This is a genomic window from Escherichia sp. E3659, assembly GCF_005781135.1.
In the GTDB taxonomy this organism is placed as follows: domain Bacteria; phylum Pseudomonadota; class Gammaproteobacteria; order Enterobacterales; family Enterobacteriaceae; genus Escherichia.
Genome location: NZ_VATQ01000007.1, coordinates 79,997 through 91,441, shown reverse-complemented (window position 1 = coordinate 91,441; position 11,445 = coordinate 79,997). Strand labels below are relative to the sequence as shown.

The 11,445-nt window shown below is 53.4% G+C and carries 9 protein-coding genes; 1 reads left to right on the top strand and 8 read right to left on the bottom strand.

Annotated elements, in window-relative coordinates; translation table 11 throughout:
* Positions 1 to 34: 34 nt before the first annotated feature.
* Genes mukB through cmoM form a run of 4 tightly spaced genes read right to left on the bottom strand, consistent with a single transcriptional unit; the run spans position 35 to position 7,284 of the window.
* On the bottom strand, positions 35 to 4,495 hold the full coding sequence (gene mukB / locus FEK47_RS07890; protein ID WP_138183157.1) for a chromosome partition protein MukB: 4,461 nt from the start codon (positions 4,493 to 4,495) through the stop codon (positions 35 to 37).
* Complete coding sequence (gene mukE / locus FEK47_RS07885) at positions 4,495 to 5,199, bottom strand: chromosome partition protein MukE (RefSeq protein ID WP_001602111.1); 705 nt, start codon at positions 5,197 to 5,199, stop codon at positions 4,495 to 4,497. The genes mukB and mukE overlap by 1 nt, the downstream gene beginning before the upstream one ends.
* Positions 5,180 to 6,502 (bottom strand): chromosome partition protein MukF, encoded by a 1,323-nt coding sequence (gene mukF / locus FEK47_RS07880; protein ID WP_130205341.1) that lies wholly within the window; start codon positions 6,500 to 6,502, stop codon positions 5,180 to 5,182. Before mukF ends, mukE begins: the two co-directional genes overlap by 20 nt.
* Positions 6,499 to 7,284 (bottom strand): tRNA uridine 5-oxyacetic acid(34) methyltransferase CmoM, encoded by a 786-nt coding sequence (gene cmoM / locus FEK47_RS07875; protein ID WP_135486372.1) that lies wholly within the window; start codon positions 7,282 to 7,284, stop codon positions 6,499 to 6,501. The genes mukF and cmoM overlap by 4 nt, the downstream gene beginning before the upstream one ends.
* Positions 7,285 to 7,419: 135 nt before the next feature.
* Between cmoM and elyC the strand changes: the two genes are divergently transcribed.
* Entirely contained in the window at positions 7,420 to 8,199 is a 780-nt protein-coding gene (elyC, locus tag FEK47_RS07870; protein WP_000899542.1) for an envelope biogenesis factor ElyC, read from the top strand.
* Here elyC and FEK47_RS07865 read toward each other — a convergent pair.
* The 4 genes from FEK47_RS07865 to ycaQ all read right to left on the bottom strand — a co-directional run bounded on the left by FEK47_RS07865 (position 8,176) and on the right by ycaQ (position 11,433).
* A complete protein-coding gene (locus tag FEK47_RS07865) occupies positions 8,176 to 9,069 on the bottom strand; it encodes a YcbJ family phosphotransferase (RefSeq protein ID WP_130205335.1) in 894 nt (297 codons plus the stop codon). The two genes, elyC and FEK47_RS07865, sit on opposite strands and share 24 nt — an antisense overlap.
* 154 nt (positions 9,070 to 9,223) lie before the next feature.
* Positions 9,224 to 9,970 carry a 3-deoxy-manno-octulosonate cytidylyltransferase gene (kdsB, locus tag FEK47_RS07860; RefSeq protein ID WP_064528339.1) on the bottom strand — a complete coding sequence of 249 codons (747 nt, stop codon included), beginning with the start codon at positions 9,968 to 9,970 and terminating at the stop codon, positions 9,224 to 9,226.
* The gene (gene ycaR / locus FEK47_RS07855) at positions 9,967 to 10,149 is read right to left on the bottom strand and encodes a protein YcaR (RefSeq protein WP_000350058.1); all 183 of its coding nucleotides are present in this window, start codon (positions 10,147 to 10,149) and stop codon (positions 9,967 to 9,969) included. The genes kdsB and ycaR overlap by 4 nt, the downstream gene beginning before the upstream one ends.
* A gap of 51 nt (positions 10,150 to 10,200) precedes the next feature.
* The gene (gene ycaQ / locus FEK47_RS07850) at positions 10,201 to 11,433 is read right to left on the bottom strand and encodes a crosslink repair DNA glycosylase YcaQ (protein WP_135486373.1); all 1,233 of its coding nucleotides are present in this window, start codon (positions 11,431 to 11,433) and stop codon (positions 10,201 to 10,203) included.
* Between the last annotated feature and the right edge of the window lie 12 nt (positions 11,434 to 11,445).

The following is an 11,445-nucleotide window of genomic DNA, read 5'->3' as shown; positions in this document are numbered from 1 at the left end:
CGAAAAAAAAGGCGGCATCGCTGCCGCCTTGAACTTAACTTGCCTGAGAAGGCGCTTCATCCGTTCCTGGAAGCGTTTCAGGGAGTTGCGGCGCAAATCCTCGCAGGCCGACTACGTGAACGTGTTCGGTATTCTGGAAGACTTTACGCACCAGTTTATAGGTGGTGCCTTTCTCCGGGCTGATATTTTCAGGTGCCGCGATGATGAGCTGCATTTGCAAACGCTCACACAATTCAAACAGCGTGGCGATGGAACGGGCGTCCAGTCGCGCAGCTTCATCGAGGAATAGCAGACGGCAAGGAGAGATATCTTTACCGCGCAGGCGGCGAGATTCATCTTCCCAGCTCTGTACTACCATCACCAGAATCGACATACCCGTACCGATAGCCTCACCGGTCGACAGTGCGCCAGACTCCGCGCGCAACCAGCCATCGGAACCACGGTTAACCTCAACTTCCATCTCCAGGTAGTTACGGTAATCCAGAAGTTCTTCACCAATGGTCTGCGGCGTGCGCTGGCCCATATCAATTTGTGGGTTAAGTCGCTGATACAGTTTTGCCAGAGCTTCCGAGAAGGTCAGGCGGTTGCTCTTGAACAGATCCTGATGTTGCTCATGCTGTTCTGAAAGCACGTCAAGCAGCATGGCGTGGGTTTCACGCACGTTCACGTTCAGACGCACACTGTTCACCTGACCGAACGATACGCTCTGCAAGCCCTGGTTGAGCATGCGGATACGGTTCTGTTCGCGCTGAATGGTTTTGCGAATGATGTTCGCCACACTGCGGGAGCTGATCGCCAGTTTCTGTTCGCGAGAAGTTAACTCTTCGGTCAGACGGCTAAGTTCGATTTCCATCTGCTCGATAGCTTCCACCGGATCATCGGTACGAATAATATCCTGGCGAATACGTTCGCGCAGATGCTGATAAACCGCCACGAAGAACTGGATTTTGCGCTCAGGTCGTTTTGGATCTTCCGACATGCGCAGCACGTCGCGCAGATGTTCGTTATCCGCCACCGCCAGACGCAGCGCACCTAACGCCTTATCCGACATGGAACGTAAATCATCGGCAGAGAGATAAGCCAACTCACGACGGTGTAAGCGGCGTTCAACGCCATTATCTTTCACCATGCGCATTACCGCACACCAGCCCGCTTTGGCGGTCACTACCTGCTCGCGCATCTCAAAGTAATCACGTTCCAGCTTGCGCAGTTTGCGGGTCAGGTTGTCCATCTCCGCTTCGCAGAAGGTCAGCGCTTTTTCCAGTTGATTGCGGCGTGAACGGTTATTGCTCAGTTGCGCATGCAATTCGTCACGACGAATACGCGCCCGCTCTTCTGCCCCGCTATCGGCACGCACGCCGATATCCTGCAGTTCACGTTGCAGATCGTTAAGCAGCTCTTTTTTGGTGTCGTAAGAACTTTTCAGCGAAGCCAGTACCTGGTTGTACTGACTCAACTGCGCAGCGTGACCGCGCAACGCTTCACGAGCACGAGTACGTTCCGCTTCCGCCTGTTCCAGACGTTCACGCAGTTTTTCGTTGAGATCGCTGTTTCCACTAAGCATTTCTGCCGAGTCAGAGTAGCTAAAGTGCGCACGACGCTGTACCACTTCAGTCAGGGCAAATGCCTGTTGACGGGCATCGCGCTGCATCTGCTGAGAATACGCGTAATCTTCTTTTAACTGTTCGAACTGTTCCGGGTCGCTCTGCAACACAGAAACGATCGGCTCCAGTTTCGCCAGTTGGTTGCCAAACTGCTGAACAAAACGCGCAGCTTCCTGAGCTTCATCAAGACGTTCGCGAATTTCATCGACACGATCCGCCAGTGAGTCATCCGCTAACAGGTTGAGACGCGGCAGGATACGGTTCAGTGCCGCAACGCCCTCTTTCGCCTGCTCAAACTGAATTCGCTGCTGCTGGTTATCATTTTCATGATTACTCAACGCCCGCTCCAGTTCGACACGACGGCTGTTCAGTTGGCGAATTTCGGCTTCCGGATCGGACTCAAACGCCACTGCCAGATGGCTGCCAATAAAGCGGCTGAATGCCTGATGCAGTCGCTGGGTTTTCTGAACATCAAAGGAGAGCGTGGCAAAGCGTTCAGAGAGCAATTCGCGCTCGGCGTGCAGGCTTTCGATCCGGCTTTCACGCGCCGCGCGACCAAACAGCGGCACTTCCGGGAAACGTGAATAACGCCACTGACGCTCGGCGGTTTTCACCACCACCGCTTTTTCCAGCTCATCGACGTTGAACACGCTATCATCGAACGACTGCGGATCTCCCTCGATCAAGTAGAGATCTTCCGGGCAATCGGTTAAGCCTTCCAGCTGTTCGGCCACCTGTGACAGATCCGGCACCACAATGGCGTGGCGAGACGGGCCATACAACGCAGAGAAGTACGGCGCATCGTCCAGGCTAACGTCGTCATAAATTTCTGACAGCAGCACGCCGCCAAAGCGTTCCGCCAGCGCATTCAGACGCTGGTCTTCGGAGCCGCCTGGCTGGCTTAAACGTTCGATCTCTTCATCAACAGCGTTTTTGCGCGCGCCCACTTCATCACGTTCAACAATCGCTTCGCGCTCACGCTCCAGCAGTTGTTGCAGATATTCGGTGACATCCTGGCTGCAGGTGAACTCTTCACCGCACTGCTCGCTCAACTGATTGAGGCTGTTTTGCGCTGCCAGCCAAACCGGCGCACGCTGCATCAAACTCTGAATACGGGATTGCAGCTGTTCCTGTTCCTGGCGCAGTGCCATGCGCTCTTCACGGGCGTTGGAAACGCTGTCAGAAAGAGAGGCAATACGCGCTTCCAGTTCCTGATGCAGGGCTTCCAGTTCGTCGATATCAAAATTCTTGCCCTGACGTTTGCAGAAATCTGCCAGCAGACGCTCAGCATCTTGCTGCTCGCGCAGACGCTGTTCCAGTTCGCTTAAGCGCATCCGCAGTGGCTGAACCTGCTCTGCCAGGTGACGCTGATCGACCCCTTCGCGCAGCAGTTCGCGGGCGACATCCCACGCCTCGTTACGCGCCAGCGGGCCGTTGATTGCAACCACCAGCTGATAAGCCTGCTCAAACTGGCTGTGCGCGGTTTGCGCCATGCTCATTTTCTGCTCAAGAGAGAGCATTTTTTCAGTCGCTTCCAGCTCTTTCGCCTGGAAGGTTTCCAGCCATTCGGCGGCGCTGTCGGCGGTTAAGTCTGGCAGATGGCACAGTTCTTTGGCACGATTAAGCGCAGCAATCGCCTGGTTGTACTGGATCGCGCGCGTTTGCTGGACGTCCAGCGCCTGCTGGTAGTCGGCAAGCTGGCTTTTCAGCTCGTCCACTTCCAGTTCGGCGGCTTCCGCGCGCGCTTCGTTATCTTCCTGACGCTCGATGGCTTCTGCCACCACTTCATTTTGCTCTTCCAGACGGATCTGCAGCTCATCGAGATCCGCTTCGTAGCGTTCGATCTTCTCCTGCTGACGCAGTGCGGTTTGCACCAGGTTCAGGTGATCGCTGGCCGCCTGATAATCCGCTTCCAGATCGCCCTCGGCACCGTTGTGCTCTGCCAGTTCACGCGCCATATCGACGTGTTTGTACTGCTCCGCCGCCAGCTGCTGACGCGAATTGTGTAGCTCGCGACGAAACTCCAGCGCCTTATCGAGATGAACACGGCGCTCATTGGCGTGACGCATGTAGTCCGCCGCCACGTAGTTGGTAGCTTCGCTGATCAGATGCTTAAACAGGTCACGGTCCGACTGGGTGACGCGAATCGCTTCCAGCGTCATGCGGTTTTCGCGCAGCGCCGCTTCCATGTCCTGGAACGCTTTACGCACGCCGCTGTTTTCCGGCAGCAGGTAGTCGCGCAGAGAACGGGTAATGGCGCTGGAGATCCCGCCATACAGCGAAGCTTCGATCAGACGATAGAATTTACTACGATCAGACGCTGAGCGCAGACGACGCGCGATGATGCCCAGATCGAACATCAGCGAGTGGTAATCGGTAATGGAGTTGAACTGTTTAAACTGCACGCCTTCCATCGCCTCGAGCTTGTCTTTCAGCTCGTTAAGCGGCAGCACGCGCGCCTGACGTTCGTTCAGGGATTCGGTCACCAGCTGTGTCGGCTGCACCGACATCGGCAGTCCCTGAATGGCAAACGGCTTGATATCCACTTTACGATCGCGTCCGGCAACCTGTTGCAGACGCACACCGACCACCACGCGCTGGTGGCGCGAGTTAATGGTGTCGAGCATCGAATAACAGACACCCGCTTTCAGCTTACCGTGCAAACCTTTATCGCGCGAACCACTGGTAGCCCCGGCTTCCGTGGTGTTACGGAAATGCAGCAGAGTCAGGTCGGGAATGAGCGCCGTAACAAACGCCGCCATAGTAGTGGATTTGCCCGCCCCGTTACCGCCGGAAAGCGTCGTAACCAGCTCATCCAGGTCAAAAGTTCGGGCAAAAAAGCCGTTCCAGTTAATCAGCGTCAGTGAGCGAAATTTACCGCGTTCAATCATTATTCTTCCTCTCCGCTATCTGGCTGACTCTCTTCAGTTTCGTCATTGAGTTGCAGGTGATTTTCAATCGGCATTGCTTCACCATCGCGAATCAGACGACGTTGTGCTTCACGCGGATCGTCGCCCGCACGCACATCGGCACCAAAACGGAACACCGATTCTGTAATGCGGAACTTGCTGCTGTCGTGGCCCATAAACCACACCATGCCTAAACGACGCAGACGGTTGAGCGAAGAACGTACTTTTTCCTGCAACTTCTGACGGTCAACGTCTGAACCGGTTGAACGGTTGTTCACCAGTTTCAGCAATTTTGCTTCATCGGCCAGGGTGAGCAGTTCGTCATACAGTTCCTGCTGGGTAAAGATCCCCTCGTTGGCCAGCCGTTCCGGGCTGAGATAGAGATAACAGAGGATTTTACCGACCATCATGTCCAGTTCAGACAATACGGAACGTGGGATGATGGTGGTGGAGCGTGGACGTAAATAGAAGAAACCTTCCGGCGCGCGGATTAACTCCACGTTATAACGCGCGTAAAACTCTTCCAGATATTCCTGAAAATCCATCAGGAAAGCATGATTATCCAGTTCGTCGAGGCCAATATGGCGGCCTGAACGTAAGGCGCTATCCAGCGCCGGAAATAACGGATTCGCCAGCGCCTGCGCCAGCTTAACCGGCATCACTTGTTCAATATTTGTCGATGACATGCGCCTGTACCTTGGCTCCGTAATCATTAATCGGCTGCCATTTCGCTGGCAGTCCGGTGAAGTCTGCTTGCGCTACGCCGAGGCGTACCGCCTGATCAATAACAATACGCGCGACGTCAAAGTGACGCGCACGCGGATACTGCGCCAGATATTCGCGTACCACCAGACCAAGATCCAGCGGTACTTGTCTGGTTTTATAGACGGCGAGCTGCTCTTCGATAATCGCGGCGAGTTGTTCGCGGATCTCGTTAAACTCTTCGTACTCTAAATCTGGCGGAAGTTCCCCGGTCACTTCTTCATCGCGCAGTGCCATCTCTTCGTCACGCATATCCAGCAGACGATCGGCATTGGCGTAAGTCAGCGCCCACGGCTCATCAAAATAGGTTTGTACCGACTGACGTAAACGCTGAGCAAAGACGCGGTTTTTATCCATATCTATAGCGGTACGAATAAATTTGTGTACGTGGCGATCGTAGCCAATCCACAAGTCGATGGATTGCTGGCCCCAGCTGATAATACGATCGAGCTTACTTTGCAGATCGAACACCAGACGATCGACAAAATGCAGGTCGTCATGGGTCATCGTCGCATCCTGAATGCGCAACAGGTTGGCCTGCAACTTGTCGCCTGCTGCTTCCAGCGTATCCTGCAATTCACGCAGCGTTCCGGAAGTTTCCGAAAGCAACAATTCACAGCTGGAGATCGCCGCCCGCCAGTCTTTATTCAGCAACTGAGCGATATCGTCCTTCACCTGCTGTTGCTGTTCGTCCATCAGACGTTGCGTCAGGTCGATACTGTCGAAAATTTCCGCTACCGAATATTTCAGCGGCGCATAGACGTTGCGGTGCCAGTGAAATTCATCACCGCCCTCTTCGGCGGCATCGGCTGCACGTTTTAACTCACCCGCCACAATCGACAACTGCATAGAAAGGCGCAGCGTCGAAAACTCGCGCTGACGGATGTAGTAGTCAGTAATGCCGATGCCGAGCGGCGTCAGGCGATAAATAGCATTCCCTTCCGCCTGCTCGCTAGTAAAGCGGTTCAGCAGACGTTGACGCACCATATCGTTGATCGCGTTGTTGGCGCGCACGCCGATGGTTTCGCTGGTTTGCTCAAACGCATCACTCACATGGCGGAACGCATCCACCAGCTCGCCTTCACTCATCTCACCATCAAGACGCTCGCCATTCAGCGTGGCAACCGCCAGCAGAAAAGAGAGTCGGTCTACCGGCAGCGAGATGGAGAAGTCATTTTTTCTGGCCCAGGCAACCAGTTCGGGGACTGTCTGGGATAATTCACTCATACTTTATCCTTGCTCTGCGGTTTGTGCGCGGTGACATGAATATAACGCCCCAGGTTAATATACGGTTCCTGACGGCAATAACGCGTTTCTAATTCAAGTAATGCTTCATAGCTGTCGCGCTGTTGGTGCTTTTCACGCAGATAATCATGAAACACGCGAACGCCTGTCTTACCCATAATTTGCCAACCAGCTTCTTCCAGCCACAGATAAACCTGCGCCGGGTCGCGTGGATAATCTGGCGAAAGCGTCCGTTTTTTCTTTTTCGGCATTCCCGCCTGCACGTAATCAAAATTCCCGGCGACCATGTTATGCATCAGCAAGCCGTGCGCATTGTAGAACATTAATGACAACACGCCGCCTGGACGCAACACTGACCACAGGGTCTGCAATACGCTGCGGGGATCGGCCACCCACTCCAGCACCGCATGGAACAATATCAGATCAACGGGCGTTTCCAAATGTGAAGCAACATCCTGAGCGGCGCAATGTATAAATTGCATGTTGTCGCTCACACCTTTTGCTTCTGCCGCCTGTTTTGCGCGGTCGATCATCTGCGCAGAGAGATCGCATAAAATGACCTGATGCCCGCGCTCGGCCATTTTGATTGCGGTCTGCCCTTCTCCACCGCCAGCATCCAGCACACGCAGTTTTTGCGGGCCCATTTCCGCCAGCACGCGATCGAGATCCTGCCACAGAATAGCCTGTCGAAGCTGCCCTTTGGTGGTGCCGTAAATGTTACGGGAAAACTTTTCCGCAATATCATCAAAATTGCGATCCTGCATTGCTTTCTCCACCGGTTGGCTAAGACGTTTTCTGATAAAGACGCTATTTTGTCACAGCCACGGCGAGAATGAACCCGTCTGGTGTAATATCGCTGGCGATCCCTTGCTATATGGTCAAAAAAGGAACCAGAAAGGATGCTTTTTACACTGAAAAAAGTGATTGGCGGCATGCTGCTGCCACTTCCGCTGATGTTGTTGATTATTGGTGCTGGCCTGGCGCTGCTGTGGTTTAGCCGTTTTCAAAAAACCGGGAAGATTTTTATTAGCATTGGGTGGCTGGCGCTCTTGTTATTGAGTTTGCAACCGGTAGCCGACCGCCTGCTGCGTCCCATCGAAAGCACCTATCCGACATGGAATAATTCGCAAAAAGTGGACTATATCGTGGTGCTCGGAGGTGGTTATACCTGGAACCCGCAGTGGGCACCGAGCTCTAATTTAATCAATAACAGTTTGCCGCGCCTGAATGAAGGTATTCGCTTATGGCGCGAAAATCCTGGATCAAAGCTGATCTTCACGGGAGGCGTAGCAAAAACCAATACGGTGAGTACAGCGGAAGTAGGTGCCAGAGTGGCGCAATCGCTGGGTGTCCCACGCGAGCAAATTATCACACTGGATTTACCAAAAGATACCGAAGAAGAAGCTGCCGCAGTGAAACAGGCGATTGGCGATGCCCCTTTCCTGCTGGTGACATCTGCGTCTCATTTGCCACGCGCGATGATCTTTTTTCAGCAGGAAGGGCTAAATCCGCTGCCAGCCCCGGCGAACCAGTTGGCAATCGACTCGCCGCTTAATCCGTGGGAACGGGCAATCCCGTCTCCGGTCTGGTTGATGCATAGCGACCGCGTTGGCTATGAAACGCTTGGCCGCATCTGGCAGTGGTTAAAAGGTTCGTCAGGCGAGCCACGGCAGGAGTGATTTAGTCGCCAGATCAAAGTTGCTACGGTTAAACCGTCCGGTATTGACCAGTTGCGCAACTTCATCCCATAACACATACAGCCAACGCCGCCAGATGAAAGACTCCGCCACTGGCGCGCGTTGCAGATAACTCCAGAGCAAATCTTCCGCCAGGGTGTTATCCATCAACCGGAATAATTCATACTCACGCGGCGCCCAGAGCATTAACCCCGGTCCGACCATCGCCAGGAGCTGATCGCTACGGGAATCTTTCAGCATGCTACGCAAACAGAAATTGCCGTGAATCAGCACACAATTATCGTTAAAACCTTCAAACAACACCGGCAGACATTCACGAGTGCGGAACAGGATCCGCTTATCCTGCATGGTTAAACCTGTGTTATTAAACTGATTGAGCGTCGCCCACAACATTTCAACGTGCTGGCGATACCAGGAAGGCCAGAAATTTTCCTGAGTATTGTCAACCGCGCCAACACATCCGCGGCTGTCCTGACGGTGCCAGGCCAGCAACGCTTCAACAATTTGATCTTTCAGATGTTCCCAGCGCTCTGGCGTTCTTGCGGGAGCTTCCACAGAAACACCGCGCATCCGCTCCAGCAACAAGACATCGGGACCGGGATGTTCTTCATGCGTCATCACGCCATAGATAGTCGGCATGCGAACAGTCCCGCTCCGAGCCAGCATGGTGGTTTTCCATGCCAGCTGTCTGGCCTGCCCCGGGGTAGAAAAACTTCGCGCCATGAGCGGCATCGGGTTTCCCTGGCTGTCATACAACGCCCACAGAGTTGTGTCTGCTTTTTCATTCACACACTCTATACGACTCAATCTTTCGCCCAGTAAATGACTTAGTTCGGCACGCAGCTGTTCCATTCAGATTACCCTCATAAAAGCTACTGCTTTCATAATGAGCGCCAATGTAAAAGATGTCACCTGAATGAGATCAATTGTTGAAGGGAAAAAATGAAGAGAATCGTAACGCTACGACACTCCTCCCAAAATTGAGATGGAGTGTCGTGGGGAAAAATTAAGCCATTTCAGCGCGAACACGCTCAAGATCTTCGGGAGTATCTACACCGGTGCCAGGAACCTCCTGGGCGACAGCAACATGGATTTTTTCTCCATACCACAGCACGCGAAGCTGCTCTAGCATTTCGATATGTTCTAACGGGCTTGGCTGCCAGTTAACATAGCGGCGGATAAAACCTGCACGATAGCCATAAATGCCGAGATGGCGCAGGAAGTTATCTCCTACGGTTTCCAGACCTTTCGCAAAACGGTCACGATCCCACGGAATGGTGGCGCGCGAGAAGTAGAGCGCATAACCTTCGGCGTCGAGAACAACTTTAACCGCATTCGGATTAAAGGCTTCTTCCGCACTGTGGATAGGCACAGCCAAGGTCGCCATTCCAACCTGACGCTGGGCAAGGTTATCGGCAACCTGACGAATGATTGTCGCGGGGATCATCGGTTCATCCCCCTGCACATTCACAATCACCGTGTCGTCGCTGAACGCGCATTTTTCGACAACTTCCGCCAGGCGTTCTGTACCTGACTGGTGATCAGCACGCGTCATGCATACTTCACCGCCAGCAGCTTCAACAGCGCGGGCGACATCCTCATGATCGGTTGCGACGATGATGCGCTCGGCACCTGATTCGCGTGCGCGTTCGAGTACATGAACAATCATGGGTTTGCCGTTAATATCGACCAGCGGCTTACCTGGCAGACGCGTGGAAGCGTAGCGCGCGGGAATAATGACCACAAAACTCATGATTTACTCTCATCAGCAGTCAGCACGCGTGCTTCCGTTTCCAGCAGCACTGGAATGCCATCGCGCAGCGGAAAAGCCAGGTTGTCCAGTTTGCAAATAAGCTCTTGTTTTTCCTGGTTATACCAAAGTTTGCCGTTGCAAACCGGGCAGGCAATGATTTCAAGCAGACGATGATCCATAGTTCCTCCAGATGGATCGGGTTATGAATGCATAAATCTTATCATAATCATTTATGCGTCGGGGTCTATTTCCCAGCCGGTGCGGCAATCGGTAAAGAAACCGTGCGGGCAGCGCCCTATTGTTACTCGTGTTGCCTGCTGCCAGTGAGCAAAATCAGTAATCGCCTGACGCAGCCCTTTTTGAAGGGTCACTGTTGGTTTTACCCCATCCTGTAACCAGAGAGAGAGCACTTCAAAGATGCCAGTCTGGCGATGCATCTTAGAATCCATTCGCCCAACTAATTGCCCACGATGCAATAACGGTAGAACGAAATAACCATACTGGCGTTTGGGCGCTGGCGTGTAACACTCCAGCCGGTAGCTAAAATCAAAAAGTTGCTCTGCCCGTTTACGATCCCAGACAACAGGATCAAAAGGCGAAAGTACCGCGCTGTGCGTTGCAGTGAGCTTTCCGGCGAGCGCACGTTCGAGTAGCGGCAGCAAATCAGCATGCAGCCAAAGATTACCCAATTTTTCAACATGCACAGCAATGATTTGCTGCTGTTCAGCCCTCGCTTCGCGCCACGCTGCCAGCGCCGGACGTTTCAGCCGGTAGTAATCCGCCAGCCACTGTTCGCGAAATATTCCCAGGCTGCGCGCACTGTTATCCAGCATGATGATTTCTGCTTCTGTTTGCGAAACGAGATCGCGCTCATCATCCCAGTCAGGCATGACACGGTGGGTTAAATCATAAACGCGCTGGAAGTTGCGCCGTTCAATCACCATCACCTTTCCGGCGGTAAAGAGCCCTTCCAGATGCCGTTTATGCGGCTTCCACTCCCACCAGCCGCTCGCCCCTTTACGAGGATGCTCAAAATCGGCTGAACGTACCGGTCCCTTATCATGAATATGCTGAATTAACTGTGCAATTTCCGCCGCATGTTCCTGCATCCAGGCATCTTTGTATTTCCAGCCCATTTTTTCAGGTGCCAGCATGCGGTGGCGAATAAGACGAAAATCGCTACGCGGCATAAAGCAGGCTTCATGCGCCCAGTATTCCATTAATTCGCCACACGCCAGAGACTCATCCAGCCACTGCGCAGGATAATTTCCCAGACGACTGAAAAGCACCAGATATGGACTACGGGCAACGATATTAATGGTGTCAATTTGCAGCAAGGACATGCGAGAAATGGTAGCCAGAATATCTTCCGGCGACGCGCGACGACGGGGCTTGTTTAACAGGCCTTGCGCGGCAAGGTGAAGATTACGCGCATCAGCAAGGGAGAGGTACGGCAGCGACATTCATGACTCCAT

What these genes read in the sequence shown, in the direction of transcription:
- kdsB (WP_064528339.1), bottom strand. Translation starts at nt 9,970, where the DNA reads ATGAGTTTTGTGGTCATTATTCCCGCGCGCTACGCTTCCACGCGTCTG.
- cmoM (WP_135486372.1), bottom strand. Translation starts at nt 7,284, where the DNA reads ATGCAGGATCGCAATTTTGATGATATTGCGGAAAAGTTTTCCCGTAAC.
- mukB (WP_138183157.1), bottom strand. Translation starts at nt 4,495, where the DNA reads ATGATTGAACGCGGTAAATTTCGCTCACTGACGCTGATTAACTGGAAC.
- ycaQ (WP_135486373.1), bottom strand. Translation starts at nt 11,433, where the DNA reads ATGTCGCTGCCGTACCTCTCCCTTGCTGATGCGCGTAATCTTCACCTT.
- mukE (WP_001602111.1), bottom strand. Translation starts at nt 5,199, where the DNA reads ATGTCATCGACAAATATTGAACAAGTGATGCCGGTTAAGCTGGCGCAG.
- FEK47_RS07865 (WP_130205335.1), bottom strand. Translation starts at nt 9,069, where the DNA reads ATGGAACAGCTGCGTGCCGAACTAAGTCATTTACTGGGCGAAAGATTG.
- mukF (WP_130205341.1), bottom strand. Translation starts at nt 6,502, where the DNA reads ATGAGTGAATTATCCCAGACAGTCCCCGAACTGGTTGCCTGGGCCAGA.
- elyC (WP_000899542.1), top strand. Translation starts at nt 7,420, where the DNA reads ATGCTTTTTACACTGAAAAAAGTGATTGGCGGCATGCTGCTGCCACTT.
- ycaR (WP_000350058.1), bottom strand. Translation starts at nt 10,149, where the DNA reads ATGGATCATCGTCTGCTTGAAATCATTGCCTGCCCGGTTTGCAACGGC.